Origin of the sequence: Cohnella phaseoli (assembly GCF_003386235.1) — a bacterium.
Lineage (GTDB): Bacteria > Bacillota > Bacilli > Paenibacillales > Paenibacillaceae > Cohnella > Cohnella phaseoli.
In genome coordinates this window covers 1-17,008 of record NZ_QRDZ01000036.1, presented here as the reverse complement: position 1 = coordinate 17,008, position 17,008 = coordinate 1, and the positions used below count along the sequence as shown (strand labels likewise).

Genomic DNA, 17,008 nt, shown 5'->3' with positions numbered 1-17,008 from the left:
CTGGACAGGGCGTCGTCCGATTGCCAAACCCATATCATGTACATACTATAGTTGGAAGAGGTGATTCGGATGCCGCTGTGCACGGAGCAGGAGTTGCTCGATTTCATGCGGGAAACCGCTTATAAACCATTGACGTACAAAGAGCTTGAGAAACATTTCGGCATTGAGGACGCGGTGGAATTCAAACAATTTTTGCGCTTGTTGACCGAGCTGGAGCAGGAGGGCAAGGTGCTGCTGACGCGCTCCAACCGTTACGGAGTTCCGGAACGGATGAATTTGCTGCGCGGACGCATACAGAGTAATCCCAAAGGCTTTGCGTTCCTGATTCCGGAGGATAGGGAGCATCCCGACTTGTACATTCATGCCAACGACATGAAGGGGACGATGAACGGGGATATCGTGCTGGCGCGGGTGTCCGCGAAGAACGAGAACGGTCGATTCGAGGGAGAGATCGTCCGCATCGTCAAGCGGGCGGTGACGCAGGTCGTCGGCTTGTTCCACAATCACGAGAGCTTTGGTTTCGTGGAGCCGGACGACAAACGGATTACGAAGGATATTTTTATCCGGGCGGAAAATTTTAAGGGAGCGGTAACCGGACAGAAGGTCGTCGCGAACATCATTACATATCCGGAAGGTCGTACGGCCGCTGAAGGCGAGATTATCGAGATTCTCGGTCACAAGGACGATCCGGGCGTCGATATTCTGAGTATTATCCGTAAGCATGGCTTGCCGGAGGGCTTTCCGGACGACGTGCTGGCCGAGGCGGAAGCGGCGCCGGATGCAATCTCCGAAGAGGAGATCGTGCAGCAGGGCCGTCGGGATTTGCGGAATAAGGTTATTGTGACAATTGATGGCGAGGACGCGAAGGATCTGGATGACGCGGTGAACGTGGAGCGGCTGCCGAACGGCAATCTGCTGCTTGGCGTGCATATCGCTGACGTCAGCTACTATGTGCGCGAGAAGTCGAAGCTGGACGAGGAAGCCTACAATCGCGGCTGCAGCGTCTATCTCGTCGATCGCGTCATTCCGATGCTGCCGCATCGCTTGTCGAACGGAATTTGCTCGCTGAATCCGAAGGTGGATCGGCTGACGATGTCGTGCGAGATGGAATTCGAACCGGACACGATGAAGCGGGTTCGCTACGATCTATTTACGAGCGTTATTCGAACGACCGAGAGAATGACCTATACGAACGTGCGGAAAATTGTGAACGAAGAAGACCCGGAAGTGGCCGAGCGTTACTCGGAGCTTGTGGATACGTTTAAGCTGATGAAGGAGATGGCTTTGGGACTGCGTTCGATGCGAATGCGTCGGGGCGCGATCGATTTCGATTTTCAGGAATCGAAGGTGATCGTGGACGAACAGGGCAAGCCGGTCAATATCGTCAAGCGGGAGCGGTCGATCGCAGAGCAGATTATCGAGGAGTTCATGCTGGCTGCGAACGAGACGGTGGCGGAGCATTTTCACTGGTTAAAGGTGCCGTTCGTGTACCGGATTCACGAGGAGCCGACCAACGAGAAGTTGTTGACTTTTATGCAGTTTGCGAGCAATTTCGGCTATGCGGTTCGGGGCAAAGGCAACACCGTGCACCCGAGAGCGCTGCAGACGCTGCTGGAGGAAATTCGCGGCGCCAAGGAAGAGACGGTGCTCAGCACAATGCTGCTGAGATCGATGAAGCAGGCGAAGTACGATGCGGAGAGCCTGGGGCATTTCGGGCTGGCTGCGGACTACTATACGCACTTCACCTCGCCGATTCGTCGTTATCCCGACCTCATCGTTCACCGCGTCATGCGCGAGGTTTTGGAAAACGGAGGGGCGCTCCCGGAGTCGCGCTTCGAAGCGTTGAACGCGCGTATGCCGGACATTGCGACGCAGTCGTCCGAGCGAGAGCGCACGGCTGTGGATGCCGAGCGGGACACGGAGAAGCTGAAGAAGGCCGAGTATATGCTGGACAAGATCGGCGAGGAGTTCTCCGGAATTATCAGCGGCGTGACGAGCTTCGGCATGTTCGTCGAATTGGAAAATACGGTCGAAGGACTTATTCGTCTTAGCGATATGACGGATGATTATTACCATTTCCACGAGCTTCATATGGCGTTGATCGGGGAGCGGACGTCCAAGATCTACCGGATCGGCGACGAGGTGGAAATTCGCGTATCTCGGGTCAACATGAACGAGCATACGATCGATTTCGAGCTGCTTAACATGAGGCCGCGGAGCTCGGAACGCATCAGCTACGTGGATGCAAGAGGAGCTGCCGGTTCCGGTCGCAATGCCGATCGCAAGCGCAAAAAGCTGAACGCAGCTGGCCGTTGGGTCGGCATCGGCGGCGGCTCGGACGAGCGCGGCGGGCGCAGAGGCAAGGGCGGACGCCATGACGGCGGAAGCGGCGGCAAAGGCGACGGACGCAGCCAAGGCGGTGGCGAACGCGGTAGCAACGGCGAAGGACGCGGCCAAGTCGCTGGCGGACGCGGCGCCAAGGGCGATGGACATAACCCGGGAGAAGGCGGGCGTGAGGAACGCTATGGCGGCAAGGGCAGTGGCTCCGGCGCGGGTACAGGTCGCGGCCAGTCGGTGCCGGATGAGCTGGACGGCGGCTTCTACAACAGCGTCGTCTCCGGCGGCGGGAAGCGGAAGAAGAAGCCGCGCGGCGGTGGAGCCGAGTCGGTGAAAGCAACTGTGTCGGATGAGGCTGCGAAGCCTGTTATTCGGAATGACGCAAGCGATAGCGGAGTTCGCGAGAACGGCGACTCAAGCGGAAGCCGCGGCGGTCGTGACGCCCAAAATGCGGTCAGAGCGGATCGTGAGACCGGCAAAGCCGCAGGAGGCAAGAGACGCGGTCCTGGGCTCGACATGTGGGGGCTGCCTCGTTCGGGCAACTACAAGACGATCGACGATGAGGCTGACGGCGGTAAATCCTACGGCAAACGCAAGGGCCGCGGAGACGGAGGCGCCCGCGGAACGGGCAAGCCATCCAAACCATCCAAGCCGCTGGTCAAACCCGTCGCTGCGGTTCCGCAGCAGCCGGGCGGAAGCGAGAAGCCTCGGAAGCGGAAGAAAAAGAAGGAATAGAAAAAAACCTTTCGGTTGAACGACGGGATGGGGCTGTAATGCCCCTAACCGCTTGCTCTATCCGAAAGGTTTTTTCTTGTCAGCCCCCGATTGTCGTGAACGCCTTGGGGAACGAAGTCAGAACCTCGACGCCGCTAGCGGTGACGAGAACATCGTCCTCAATGCGCACGCCGCCTACCCCTGGAACGTAGACGCCCGGTTCGACGGTAAACGTCATACCTTCAATCGTAAGGTCTTCGTTCATTCCGTGAACCGAAGGATACTCATGAACGTCCATGCCGAGACCGTGGCCGAGTCGGTGATTGAAATAAGGGCCGTAGCCAGCCGAGGCGATCGTTTCCCGAGCGATACGGTCGAGACTACCGAGCGATACGCCAGGGCGTATCGCCTCAATTGCACGCAGGTTGCCTTGAAGCACAGCATCGTATATTCGCTTCAGTTCCTCAGATACTTCCCCTACCGCAAACGTACGAGTAATGTCAGAGGCATAGCCTTCGGCATATACGCCAAGATCGAACATAATCATTTCACCCTCGGAAACCGTCCGTCGATCGGGCGAGCCGTGAGGGAGTGCCGTTTTCGGCCCGGTTAGCACCATCGTATCGAAGGAGGGGCCTTCCGCTCCAAGCTTCTTCATCTGGTACTCCAGCTCGGCGACAAGCTCGATCTCCGTCACGCCGGGCTTAACCAAAGCGACGCCGGCTCGCAACACTTCCTCTACAAGACGCACCGCCTGCTTCATGCTCGCAACTTCTGCCGACGTTTTCGCCGCTCGCATCTCCCGCAATGGCAGACCGATGTCGACGAATCGTGCTGCGGAAGCAACGGCCTGGATGGCTTCGAATCGATTGACGTTGAGATCGTCCTTTTCTACCCCAAGTGTCGTTAGAGCGGGAGGAAGCATCTGTCCGAGAATTTCGTATGCGTTGTCCGTATCCTGATGAGTGTGGATGCTTGCGACGGATGAGGCCGTTTGGGCCGCTTCGTAATCAAGAGCAGGTACAAGAAGCCGAGCCTGTTCTCCTTTAGGGAGAAGGAGAGCGAGCAGCCGCTCGTGAGGATTGGTCGCAAAGCCGGTTAAGTAATACACGTGTTTCGGAGAGGTGATCAGCATTGCATCCAGCTGTTGCCGTTCCATATATTGTTGCAGTCGTTTAATTCGTTCCGTCATCTGTACTCAACCGCCTTTCGTATCTCCTAATTGTAGCGGATTGGAACGGAGGGTTCCAGCGGTCGATCGGCGCTGAGTCGTCTGTTTGCATGTGCACAGCATAGATGCTAGTGTGGAAAGAAATGGTGAGGGGACGCAGGGAGGTGCTGTCATTTTGGAAAAGATCGGATTGGTGCTCGAGGGTGGAGGAATGCGCACGGCATACACGGCCGGAGTGCTGGAATATTTTGCGGAGCAGGGGTTTTATTTGCCCTATACGATTGGAGTGTCTGCCGGCGCTTGCACTGCGGCAAGCTATTTATCCAGGCAACGAGGGCGGAATAAAGTGGTCAATATCGACTGGGTGGCGGACCCGCGATATTTATCCTGGAGAAACTGGCTGAGAAATCGGCAGCTGTTCGGCATGGATTTTATATTCGATGAAATTCCGAATTCTCTTGTTCCGTTTGATTTCGCAGCATTCTCTGCGAGCTCGGAGGAGCTTGCGGTCGGAATGACGGATTGCGAGACCGGAGAAACCGTGTACGGCTATAAGAACGCCCCCGGCTTTGAGGTGTTGAGGGCGCTGCGCGCGTCGAGTTCATTGCCGTTTATCGCTCCGAGCGTCGAATATGACGGACGTCCGATGATGGATGGAGGCATCTCGGATCCGATTCCTTTGCGCCAAGCGGAACGGGATGGCTGCGATCGCAATATTCTTATTTTGACGAGGAATGAGAGCTACCGGAAGTCTCCGAATCGTTTTCCGTGGCTAGTACGAACCGCTTATGGCAAATACCCCGAATTCGTGAAGACGTTGCTTCGGAGACACGAAATCTATAACGAGACGCTGAGCTATATCGACAGACGCGCGCAAGAGAGGAAAGCGTTTGTGATTCGGCCTACTGTTCCTCTCGAGGTCGGACGGATGGAGCGGGATCCGGCGAAGCTGCTGGCCTTGTACGAGCAGGGAATGAAGGATGCGAGAGAGCTAATGCCTTCGTTGCAAGAATGGATGTCTGGGGAAGTCTAGAGCGGTGCGCCCCTTTGCGGGAAGAGTCGGATTTTGGAAGCTCCCTTCGACAAATTGCTCCTGATTCCCGATTTACAACCGAGTCCGTATCCTATAGGATAATATTTGGTGTGCACTGGACAGGCTCGGGAGGATGACATTAGATGAAACAGTTATATCATGTGCTTGGTGCAAAGCAATTCGAGAGGAACGAGTTGGAGCAGCTGTTTGACGCGGCATTGGACATGGAAAAGGTCGTTGCGCGCGGCGGGGATCGACGTCACGAAGGACGGATTATGACGACGTTGTTCTTCGAAGCGAGTACGAGAACCCGGCTGTCGTTCGAAGCGGCGATGCATCGGATGGGCGGAGGAGTAATCGGGACGGAAAATGCTTCTCAGTTCTCCTCCGCAATCAAGGGAGAGACGCTGGAAGACACGATCCGCATTCTCAGCGGCTACAGCGATGTCATCGTTATGCGTCATACGGAGATCGGCGCCGCTAAGCGTGCTGCGAAGGTTGCCTCGATTCCGGTCATCAATGCCGGAGACGGAGCGGGAGAGCACCCGACGCAGGCGTTGCTTGACACCTATACGATTCGCAAGGAATTCGGCAAGATCGACGGCCTCAAAATCGCGATGGTCGGCGACCTTGCATACGGACGAACGGTCCACTCGCTTAGCTACATGCTGGCCAACTATGAGGACGTCATGGTGTACTATATTTCTCCGGACAATGTGCGGATTCCGGACAACGTCAAGAGATATATGGAAGAGAAGGGCGTGCGGTACGAAGAAACGAACGATCTGAACTCGGTGGCCGGATCGATCGACGTGCTGTATCAGACTCGTATTCAGAAGGAGCGTTTCCCTTCCGTCGAGGAGTACGAGAAAGCCTCCGGTCAATTTATCGTGGATGCAGAGCTAATGTCGCGGATGAGCAAGCATGCGATCGTGCTGCACCCCCTGCCTCGCGCAGGCGAAATCGCCGAGGAAGTCGACGACGATCCTCGTGCCGCGTACTTCCGTCAAGCCGTCAACGGCTTGTATATCCGGATGGCGCTCGTGGACAAGTGTATTACGGAATCCCGGCAAGGTTAAGGTGTTGTGGGAGGGAGGCGCTTCTTGCGCCGTCCCTTTCTTATGTGTTATGCTTCTGAAATTCGAACATACGTATATACTTATGTGATTATGAATGCAGTTAGGTAGTTAGGTACATGATCTAACTGAAGCGGTCGGTTGAAGGTGCGGTATGCTGCATGGTATAATGGAAATCCGGCAATTCTAAGAGAGCAGGTGAAGGAAAGTGGGCAAGAAAAGCCAGTATGACAAGCCATTGGCGCAAAATAAGAAGGCCTCCCATGATTACTTCATCGAGGATACCTACGAAGCCGGCATGGTGCTGACAGGAACTGAAATCAAATCCTTGCGAACTGGCCGAGCGAACCTGAACGATTCGTTCGCGACGATCCGCAATGGGGAGATTTTCCTGCACAACATGCATATCAGCCCGTTTGAACAAGGCAATCGGCACAATCCGTCCGATCCGACAAGAGCGCGCAAGCTTCTGCTTCATAAAGAGCAGATTCATAAGCTGCTTGGACTGACGAAAAGAGATGGCTACACGCTGGTTCCGCTTAAAGTGTACGTGCGCAATGGTTATGCCAAATGCCTAATCGGTTTCGGCAAAGGGAAAAAGCTGTACGACAAGCGCGAGTCCGATGCCAAGCGGGATGCCCAGCGCGACATTCAGCGGATTCTTCGGGAGAAGCAGAAGGTTTAAATCGGGTTGTGAATATTGGCAATCCCGGGTTATTATCGGGGGATTGGTTTTACGGATATAAAGTGGTATTGCTGGCATCAACATTTTCGGTAAAGGCAAGCCGCTCGTGTTATAATAGATTTTGCAACACAGCTTGATTCTAATCATCCGTCGCGGGTGACCTTGTGGAGTTCCGGCGTTACTATCGTCCGGCAACCCAAATTCGGGGGCGTTTATGGATTCGACGGGGACAGGACGAGCGTGGGTAGCGGGTAGTAGGGCTGCGTCTGCTTCACTAACGCGGAAGCCAATTTAAACGGCAAAGCTAAACAACCAACTCTGGCTCTGGCCGCCTAATAACGGTCACCAGGCTCTTACTCTCCATCGCCCATGTGGCGGGCTAAGGGCTCAACTTTAGTGGGATACGCTGTCTAGTCTCCGCCTGGGGCTGGCTGAAGAAGACAATCAGGCTGACCCGAAGAGAATCCGGTGACAGGGAGTCTCTAGGGTGACATCAAATCTGTCACTACACCCGTAGAAGCACATGTGGCGTTGTCTTCGGACAGGGGTTCGACTCCCCTCGCCTCCACCATCATCAAAGCCAGCCGCATGAGGCTGGCTTTTTTGCGTGGAGCGAGGGTTAGTCGATTACCCTGAATCCGAAGGAGGACAGTTGGGGGCGTTCCGCGCGCAGGTTTGCGGAGCAAACCGAGCACGGCATCTGATTCTACCGCTGAGGTTGTCCTCGTCGAATTTGCCTCGGCAGCAAGTTCAATCAATGAAGTCAGATACCCCCGAGCCTCCCATAAATTGCGACACGAGAACTCCGACATGAAATGGTCGGATTCGATTGGGGAGCTAGGAGGGGAATCGTCCCAGTCCTCATGAGGGCAGGTTTTTCTATGTCTTGAAATTGTAGCCGTAGATCCATTAAGGAGGACGTTTCACAGACCGAGTAGTCATATTTCATGTTACCTTATCAGCCGAAGTTTAAAATACCCATTTTATGGTATAGTAGGATTGTTGGGGTAATTGAATAATTTAATCATACATATATTTAAGTTGAAACTTCCAGGAGATGTAGTAATGGAAATGGTGAAGTACTATTCATTAAATGAAATGGTTACATGAATTTTTTTATAAAATATCGGGCAATTTAGCTCAAATCGTACCACGGGTGGGGAGAGCAAAATGAAGAATAAAGAGACGGAAGATTTTCCTTATACGGCGATGAGGGACGGGCAGAAAAGTTGAGCTACAGTATCCATCGGTAACTTCAACTCGTTAGAGTAATAACGAATGGAAGCAAAGGGTGGCAGGATGATAAATTGGAGGCAATCGGATTAGATGGTATCATTCCAAAAGAGTATGTGTTCATATCCGAAGTTATCGGTTATGAAAAACCAAGCCCAGAAATTTATCATTATGTTCTAAGTATGACTTCTTTACCACCAGAACAGGTACTTGTCGTGGGCGACTCTTGGACAAATGATGTTGCGGCTCCAATACAAGAAGGGTTGAAAGCTATATGGTTAAATAAGAAGAATTATCAAGTACCTCAAGAGCCCCGCCCTCTAGCAGTGATTACCGAAATAGAGGAGTTACGCGCGATTTTGTTGTCACACGTAGGGGATCACTATGAATAGCACAAGATGCTCCTCCGGTTTGTTTATTCAATAAAACGGGTAAGGTTCATAATTACTACAAGAAGCTCTGTTCCAAGAAAGCTGTTCAAAAGGATGGTCATCGAGAATCAAGTAGCCGATCAGTGTAGGACGCTACAGACTGCGTAGTTTGATCGAAGAAATTGAAGTCAATAACGGGGAGTTCGTGGGTTCGTTTTTAGGTAAGGACGCTCCACCATCATCAAAGCCAGCCGCATGAGGCTGGCTTTTTTGCGTGGAGTGAGGGTTAGTCGATTACCCTGAATCCGAAGGAGGACACTTGGGGGCGTTCCGCGCACAGGTTTGCGGAGCAAACCGAGCACGGCATCTGATTCTACCGCTGAGGTTGTCCTCGTCGAATTAGCCGCGGCAGCAAGTTCAATCAATGAAGTCAGATACCCCCGAGCCTCCCAAAAATTGCGACACGAGAACTCCGACATGAAATGGTCGGATTCGATTGGGGAGCCTGATTGGGGTTCGATCGCACTAAGTGGAAAAGGGCGAGTCCGTACAGGGAAGTAATACATTCCAACTGGAGATGAAAAAATTGGAAGAGAAGCGGTAAAGCTGATTCGACAGTTGATAAGCCAAAGGGACAATTTTGCTATAGAAACGACTTTATCTGGAAGCTTTGCATTGCGACATATGAAAATGGCAAATGAACAAGGATATCGAGTCGTATTGTATTACATTGGTTTACAAGATGTTCAAATGCACATTGATCGAGTAACATCGAGGGTGGAGCAGGGAGGGCACTGGATTGCTGAAAGTGATATTCGCTGGAGGTATGGTCGGAGTTAAGCGTATACACACTATTTACTTTTTATGAATCTTTAGTATCTCAGTATCAATAATGATACCCGCTAATTGCATAAAATCAAAACCTAAGATGCCGTTGATTTCAAACCCATAATTCATTTCTCCAACTTCAATCGGAATGAAATGAAACAGATATGAAAGGTAACCCGTCAATAAGTTCAATGTTCATCCTCTACCTCTAATTCCAATCCATCTCCGTTCACGAATTTCTACCCTTGGTCTAGAAGTATGAAAGAAGTAAAATTCATTGGCTGGACGAGTTCTCTGCAATTCATTACATTGCTTCATTGCTTCAAAAGAGTCGTCGAACTTTTGTACAATTGCCATTTCGTCTACGAGACGGAGCCCGTCATCTGAGTGTGCTTGAATAGCTTCAATGACTACCCATTCGTTAGGGTAAAGATTTTGCACTTCGTTCCACTTCATGATGAACCTCCGTTCATTGCTTTGATTTTAGTATATATCAGCTCGGCGTTACCTTCAATGGAGACGGGGAGTCTCTAGGATGACATCAAATCTGTCACTACACCTGTAGAAGCACATGTGGCGTTGTCTTCGGACAGGGGTTCGACTCCCCTCTCCTCCACCAATACCATCAGTGAGACCACCTCGTGAGGTGGTTTTTCTGTGTTTTATGGGTTTGTTGTAGGGTACATTGGGGCCAGAAAATTTTGCTGAACCTGGCTTGTGGGGGCATTCTGGTTATGTATACAGTGAGTTTCCCTGTTGCAGTGCAATGACAGTAGAAACTGACCGCAATGAATACAGGGAAGAAATAAATAAAAGCCCGCTTTTGGCGGGCCTTCGTGTTTACATAGTGTTAGTATCTATTGAATCCAGTACTGTTGAGATTTGGTCTAACTTATCACAGACATCACTGAGACTATCATACAATCCGTTTCCTTTGATATCGCTTGTTAAGGACTCCAACTTGTCACATACATCTGAGATTGAATTATAAAGCCCTTGTCCCTTTAGTTCTTCAACAGAAGATTTTAAATCTTCAATGTTGGAGTTCATAGTATATATACCGTCCCTAATTTCTTGAAGTACTTCGATTAATTGATCCAAAATAAGCCCTCCTTCATTCTGTGGAACTAGACTTAAAGAACGATCTTCCCATTCTGATTCTTTACAACTCCTGATTCAATCAAATACTCACATGCTTGTTGCATTGCATGATTGATGTTGCCGCCAGTTCTACTGAATCCAAACGCACGTGCAGTAACCAAGTAAAGGTCGGTGGTAGTTATTCCAATACTCTTGCTAACTATCTGGAACATTGCTTCAGTGATTTCTTCTTTCGAAATATGATTTATTGCTCTAATCCCAATGTCATTAGAAAGAGGGACCCGTGCTTTAATCTTATCGGCCCTCTTGATCCAGAGGAAATCATCCCTTTTTTCTAATTTATCCGCAAGGTACCTATCGATCACATAGTTGACTGAATCCCGGACTTTGACAGTCACCTTCTGATTACCAAACAACCTAGCTACTCTTTTGCACAGTAATTCAAAATGGATAGGGTATTCCTTCTGGACAACATGTTCGATTACGTTCTTCAAGTACGTCGTGTCATCGGAAGGGCGTTTAACTTCATGCACATTGGCCTCTTCGTAATAATCGAACGAATATGGGTTGCCGTAAGAATGATCATCATTCGATACGGGACTCTCAATGACCTCAATGTTTATCGATTCTTGTAAGAGTTCGTCTTGAAATCTAGACATTGCTCCAGAATTTATGCTGCTTTCTTCTGAATATTCATTTAAAGCTTTATGGACAGCTTCGAGTAGCTTCCGGCCCTCTGCTAAAGGATCTTTAATCCAGTCGGTAGACCATATGCGATAGATCCTCCAGCCTATATCTTCTAAGACAGTTTGACGCAGCCTATCACGTTCTCTAGCTGTTCGAGCTGAATGATAAGTAGCTCCATCACATTCTATCCCTAGAACGAACCTACCGCTTAACGTAGGGTGTTTAACGGCAAGATCAATTCGATATCCGGAGCAACCCACTTGGGTAGCTATAGAGAATCCATTCTTTACTAAAAAGTCGTAAACAGATTCTTCAAATGGGGAATCTACATTTACTGTATCGGTGAACGTCAATTCGTTAAGAATTGCGTCAGGACCATTGATAGCAAACTCAATGTAGGAACGTAGCATTTTGACACCCTCGGCGTTTGTACTCTCCAGCTTTATGTCGGTTGGCCGAATTGATCCTACTAATTTCACGTTATACTTGGCTCGGGTTATGGCAACGTTTAACCGGCGAAATCCGCCCGATCTGCTTAAAGGCCCGAAGTTCATGTACATTATGCCGTTTGGATCTTTAGCGTATCCAATGCTGAAGATAATCGTATCACGTTCATCACCTTGCACATTCTCCAGGTTCTTGATAAAGAATGCTTCTTCTTTATCCTCATTAAAGAATTTCTCGTACTCTTGGTTTTGTAAACGTAATTGACGAATTGCAGCGTCAACGGCTTGCTGTTGGGCTTCACTGAAAGTGACAACTCCTAAGGATCTGTCAGGATAATTGCGGAAATGCTCATAAACCAATTCTGCAACACGTGCAGCCTCTCTGGAGTTATACCTTTTACCTGCTCGATCATAAACCCCGTTTTCAACATAAATGTATTCGACGCCGTGATTAGGAATCTTATCAATGTGAGACGGAAATGTGATTAGATCATGATTGTAGATCTTTGCGTTCGAGAATGCGATTAGATGTTCATGTCGGCTTCGGTAATGCCATCTTAGTGTACGCTCTGCAAGAACAGTTAAAGATTCATCAAGGATGGACTCAAAGGCGTCTGTATCGTCTAAACCTTCATCATCAGAATCGTCCGCATCAAAGTCACCATCTGATGTACTCGCGGCGAAGAAACTTGTTGGAGGTAACTGTTTATTGTCACCGGCTATTATAACCTGGCTCCCCCTCATAATTGCTCCGATTGCATCTTCTGTACAAACCTGTGAGGCTTCGTCAAAAATTACAACATCAAAATTGTAATTATCTGCGTCAAGAAATAGGCTTACAGAAAGAGGAGACATCATAAGACAAGGCTTTAATGTTAGCAACAGATTAGGAATCGCTCGGAATAGCTTGCGAAGAGGAAGTATTTTACGCTGCTTCCCTAATTCACGTTTTAATATCCCGACCTCATCTACGGCCATTGTTGCTGTGTTCAGATCCGGTAACCTCGAGACTAACCGTTCTTTAATCCTTGTTCGGGCTAGAGTAAGCTGAGTCAGATCAAGGCGATTAAATTCACGAATGATCTCATCGTGACTCCGACTACGGAATGAGTTAACCGTAGGAAACTTAACGATCACAGAGTCTACCCAAAGTCGGTAAAATCGCTTTAAGAAAGTACCTACAATCTGATTTTTGTCGATCTTAAGCTCTTCTATCTTCTGGACATACTCCACTAGGCCTTCTTTATTACACTCATCCCGACAACTACGGAAATCAATCCATTCTTCCAATGAGGAAATGTTATTTAAGCAATTGTCAATCTTTAAGGATATCTCTGTTAAGTCTGTCCGGTGTAATTCTTCTTTATTGTCGAAGAGGTCTGCATACCAACGCCATTCCTTTTGTATCTGGGACAAGCTATCTTTTAGGCTCTTATTGTATGTAGAGACCTCAGAGATAAAAGTTGTGTCGGAACAAATGCTAGCAATATAATCCATGGGCAAAGCATATTTTTCATGTATCTTTTTAAAATCACCTGTCCAAGATAATGAACCTAAGATTGAATTCCAGTCCGTCTGGATACTACCATTGAAGAAGTTTTGATAAGTCTCTTTAAGACGTTCACTCTCCGTATTGATCGTAAGATCAGTAATCTGAATGATTTCGAGCTTGGAGAGGTCGTCCATTACTTCATCAAATGAAAGCTCTCTACTGCTAAGTCTAGTCACTTCTGTAAATAGCCCATCTAGATCCTGTAGTGAATTAGTTACTTCAGTAATCATTTCAAGGAGTACCTGTGAATCCATTGCCGTATAATCCGAAGTTGTTGAGAGTACTCTTTGAAGTATAAGCGGTAGATCATTGTCCTTAATAATTCCTAGGTTCTCATGGTAAGTTTTAAGGCTTTGATAGATAGAATTGCTGCTTATAAGGAAGTCCTTAACATTTGATGGAATTGGTTCACCCGAGAACGAATTGATGATGCTTGAGAAATGTTCAAGTGATTGTTCCAACAGTCCCCAGTCTGTTAATTTCCCCGCGTAATGGACTCCAAGTAGTTCAGTTAAGAGGGGATCATTCACTTTTAGCCATGCATGCTTTTCGGAGAGATCCTTTAACTGATTTAAAATGGTAATAATTGTTTGATCATCGATCTTTTGATTACTGCCCTTCATTAAGCCAAGGAGATGTTTCTTGTCTGATCTGTAACTCTTCTTAAGGTGTTTAAACCAAGAGGTATATTCCACTTTGAACCGTTTAAGCATAGATGAGAAATCCAACTCAAAGATTTCTTTATCAAAGAGGTTGCTAATTGAAGCTGTAATTTCATTGATTTGGTCGTAGGTAATCTTAGCCTCTAAGGATATCTTCTTAATAGCAGTGTATTTGCCAGGCTCAAACCACGCTTCGGTTGGCCTTGGATTAAGAAGTATATGACTCATTAGCACGTGAAGGCTTTCTAAGCCGACAATAGATGATTTGTATGGAATTTTGAGTGTTTCAACAATACCTTCTGCCGCGGCAGATACGGCTTCTAATCTTTTGGAAACCGTGGATAATTCGTTTATGATTGATCTTGCAAACTTCATCACATCATTTTCAGTAGGAAAACTTTCAGAGTCTAATAGCTGCTTAATGTCTGAGATTTTTGTTTGGAGTTGTAACTTTCTAGCTTCCGCTTGCATTGTGAAGTAATCGCTATGGTACACCTTCTGCAGATGATCCCGATATTCCTCATACTCCTGTTTCATCCCAAGATATTTCTCTGCTTGCTGAATAAGCAAGGATATATTGTCCGTTGTTACCCAATGAATCGGAATACCTGGTGATTTCTCAGATACATTGAGGATCTCAATGAGATCACCTATTTCGGATAAGCTCGGTCCCCTATTCAAACCAAGTGTTATGTTAGCTTTGTTGAAATTCTTCAAAAGTGTTTCGAAGGCAGGGGACAGTTTCCTTAGATTTGTTTCAATATCATGCCTTAACTCGTGAGAGACATTAGGAACGTTGCAATTTCTCCATGGGTTAAGAACATAATCAGCGGTCATTTTTCCAATGATCTTGGATAACTCATTCAGGAGGTATTTATATCGATTCAATTGTTCCGGTGTTGTTTCAGCAACGTTGTTAATGGTGAATATCACGTCGGGGGTCTCATACAAGTTTGCCAATTTCCCATTAACCATATATAGAGATTGATTAAGAGGCTGTATGATCGTATGGAGCTCCGTGACATAATGGTTCAGTTTTTCTCTTTGTCTCTCAAGTAATTCAAGCTGTGAGATTGCCTCTTCATGAACTTTAAATCTGTTTAAAACTAATGTACGTCCGAGATCATTCAGAACCTCTTTCTTATTGGCTTTATGGCTGTGTAGGGTCAAACAAAAATCTGAGAGGCCGGCTTGAGACAGGCGTTTATGTACTACCTCAAGTGCTGCCATTTTCTCAGACACAAAGAGGACTCGCTTACCTTCAGCAAGACTCTCTGCGATTATGTTTGTTATGGTCTGGCTTTTCCCGGTGCCTGGGGGGCCTTGCAGCACAAAACTGACACCCTTCTTTGAATAAAGAATGGCATCTTGCTGGCTGGAATCAGCATCTACAACTTGAAACGTATCTATAGCCCGTGTCTTCTTGTCATGATTATAGTGATTGAATTCAGCTGGCAATGTTTTTATTTGAGTTCTGTCTCCAGATAACCCAAGAAGAACGGGATGGGATTTAATTTTGTCTTGATTTTTATCTAGGTCTTCATACATGTTTATTTTCAGAAATGAGAGTAGGCTTAGTCCCGTTTCAAGGGCAACTTCCCATTTGTTTTTAATAACTGTTTTGCTGAGGGTTGTGAGATAATCTGTTATGTTGTCTTCATGTGCATCAAATTCAAGTAGAGTTACCCCAAATTCGTGCTCCATCTTATATTTTAGTGTTGGGTTGATAACGACCTCGTCTTCATGTAGACGCAGGACAAAAGGGGATGTAATGGACTCTAATGTAAGTGTAACTGGAACAAGCACGATAGGGGATGTGATTGTTTGGTCAGAGTCCAGGCTCTCCTTCCATTTGAGAAAACCAAATGTAAGATATAGGATATTGACACCCTGCTCTTCAAGTGCTGTCTTAGCTTTATTTCTAAGGTTTCTTAAAGTCTTCTGTTGCTCTTTGATTGATTGGTTAGTTTGGATATCACCAAGTGAAGTAAATGGCTCAGTAGCTTCATCGTCCTCATCTTCGAGTTCTTCATAAGGGAAAGGGAATTCTAAGGCTGTCTCATTCACGACTAGCAGCCTGAACAATTCAGCAAGCTCAGGACTTACAATCTTTATGTTGGAACGTTTGGTTTCCCGATAATTAATGAGTCTGTTTTTCTTGCCCAAATCAAGGAGTCGCTTTTTCCATTTATCTATACGGACATCAATCGCAGCCATAATTAACACCTCAACCATCCAGGGCTTTAGTCATACATATGCAGTAAACAATTTCTTATAAATAATTTCAACAGTTAGAAAAAAACTCCTTCTTTCGACTCAGGATGCTGTTAATTGTCAACATATATATTATAATGTTGATTTTAATTGAGTCCAAGGGCCACACCCTCTTCGGGGGTTACGTTTGGCTTGCGTTCTCCCACTAGTTGTGCTGATTCCCAAGCTCAATATCATAACCTTTCATGTTACCCATCAAATTTCTGATACTATACATTGAAAGTCAGAAGTTATATGATGCTGTTCTTAGGAAGCTAGAAAACTGTCTAGGATAAAGGATTTCTTGAGAATCTGACGGCTTAAAATATTTTGTTGCAGATCATTTTGTCCGTTTTATTCGTTTTGATGAAAACGGTTATTTTGTATTCACTTCTCTAGATATACCTAATGAAATCCCTGTAGAGATTTTATAAAACGAAAAAATTTCCCGGGGTACTTGGTTGATTGTAAGAAGGTTGCTCTGTAAATTTCTGCCCCGGGGGGTCCAGTTTGCATTTTGGTATTTCGCAATCATGCTATAAACCATTTCCTTTTTATAGACCTGTGTCTACACGATTTTGTATCGATGCAGGTCTTTTTTGCTTTCAGGGTTAACAGCGAAGACAAGGAGCGTGAGAGGGCTCCACATCATTCAGGAGGAGAAGAGTATTCAGATTCGGATTTGTGTGGCAGGGAGAGTAGATGGAGTGCTACGATAAAAATGCAGTCGAAAAACACCCTCGTATGAAATAAAATGAAAGCAGACGAGGGGACGAGTGACAATGAACAGATACGACAAGGCATTTAAAGAGGAAGCAGTCAGATTGAGCGATGAGATAGGCCCCAGGAAAGCCGCCGA

9 protein-coding genes and 1 other RNA gene are annotated in these 17,008 nt (G+C 47.4%); 6 read left to right on the top strand and 4 right to left on the bottom strand.

Features of this window, described 5'->3' with window-relative positions; translation table 11 throughout:
- Window positions 1-75 precede the first annotated feature (75 nt).
- Complete coding sequence (gene rnr, locus DFP98_RS31775) at window positions 76-3,072, top strand: ribonuclease R (protein WP_116064730.1); 2,997 nt, start codon at window positions 76-78, stop codon at window positions 3,070-3,072.
- Between the two features lie 79 nt (window positions 3,073-3,151).
- Here rnr and DFP98_RS31770 read toward each other — a convergent pair whose 3' ends face one another.
- Window positions 3,152-4,243: a M24 family metallopeptidase gene (locus DFP98_RS31770; RefSeq protein ID WP_116064661.1), complete on the bottom strand. Its 1,092-nt coding sequence runs from the start codon at window positions 4,241-4,243 to the stop codon at window positions 3,152-3,154.
- Between the two features lie 151 nt (window positions 4,244-4,394).
- Between DFP98_RS31770 and DFP98_RS31765 the strand changes: the two genes are divergently transcribed.
- The 5 genes from DFP98_RS31765 (at window position 4,395) to DFP98_RS31745 (ending at window position 8,641) form a co-directional block, all read left to right on the top strand.
- Window positions 4,395-5,255, top strand: a complete 861-nt coding sequence (locus DFP98_RS31765) for a patatin-like phospholipase family protein (protein WP_116064729.1) — start codon at window positions 4,395-4,397, stop codon at window positions 5,253-5,255.
- A gap of 143 nt (window positions 5,256-5,398) precedes the next feature.
- Window positions 5,399-6,334, top strand: a complete 936-nt coding sequence (gene pyrB / locus DFP98_RS31760) for an aspartate carbamoyltransferase (protein WP_116064660.1) — start codon at window positions 5,399-5,401, stop codon at window positions 6,332-6,334.
- A 205-nt stretch (window positions 6,335-6,539) separates the two neighbouring features.
- Window positions 6,540-7,016: an SsrA-binding protein SmpB gene (gene smpB / locus DFP98_RS31755; protein WP_116064659.1), complete on the top strand. Its 477-nt coding sequence runs from the start codon at window positions 6,540-6,542 to the stop codon at window positions 7,014-7,016.
- Between the two features lie 204 nt (window positions 7,017-7,220).
- Window positions 7,221-7,587, top strand: a transfer-messenger RNA (tmRNA) gene (ssrA, locus tag DFP98_RS31750).
- A 700-nt stretch (window positions 7,588-8,287) separates the two neighbouring features.
- On the top strand, window positions 8,288-8,641 hold the full coding sequence (locus tag DFP98_RS31745) for an HAD family hydrolase (protein ID WP_116064658.1): 354 nt from the start codon (window positions 8,288-8,290) through the stop codon (window positions 8,639-8,641).
- A gap of 1,002 nt (window positions 8,642-9,643) precedes the next feature.
- Here DFP98_RS31745 and DFP98_RS31735 read toward each other — a convergent pair.
- The 3 genes from DFP98_RS31735 to DFP98_RS31725 all read right to left on the bottom strand — a co-directional run bounded on the left by DFP98_RS31735 (window position 9,644) and on the right by DFP98_RS31725 (window position 16,113).
- A complete protein-coding gene (locus DFP98_RS31735; RefSeq protein ID WP_116064657.1) occupies window positions 9,644-9,904 on the bottom strand; it encodes a hypothetical protein in 261 nt (86 codons plus the stop codon).
- Between the two features lie 384 nt (window positions 9,905-10,288).
- Window positions 10,289-10,549, bottom strand: a complete 261-nt coding sequence (locus DFP98_RS31730) for a hypothetical protein (RefSeq protein ID WP_116064656.1) — start codon at window positions 10,547-10,549, stop codon at window positions 10,289-10,291.
- Window positions 10,550-10,581: 32 nt separating this feature from the next.
- Window positions 10,582-16,113 carry a DUF3320 domain-containing protein gene (locus tag DFP98_RS31725; protein ID WP_116064728.1) on the bottom strand — a complete coding sequence of 1,844 codons (5,532 nt, stop codon included), beginning with the start codon at window positions 16,111-16,113 and terminating at the stop codon, window positions 10,582-10,584.
- Between the last annotated feature and the right edge of the window lie 895 nt (window positions 16,114-17,008).

Coding starts and splice junctions, on each gene's coding strand:
- DFP98_RS31735 (WP_116064657.1), bottom strand. CDS start 9,904: ATGAAGTGGAACGAAGTGCAAAATCTTTACCCTAACGAATGGGTAGTC.
- DFP98_RS31770 (WP_116064661.1), bottom strand. CDS start 4,243: ATGACGGAACGAATTAAACGACTGCAACAATATATGGAACGGCAACAG.
- pyrB (WP_116064660.1), top strand. CDS start 5,399: ATGAAACAGTTATATCATGTGCTTGGTGCAAAGCAATTCGAGAGGAAC.
- DFP98_RS31725 (WP_116064728.1), bottom strand. CDS start 16,113: ATGGCTGCGATTGATGTCCGTATAGATAAATGGAAAAAGCGACTCCTT.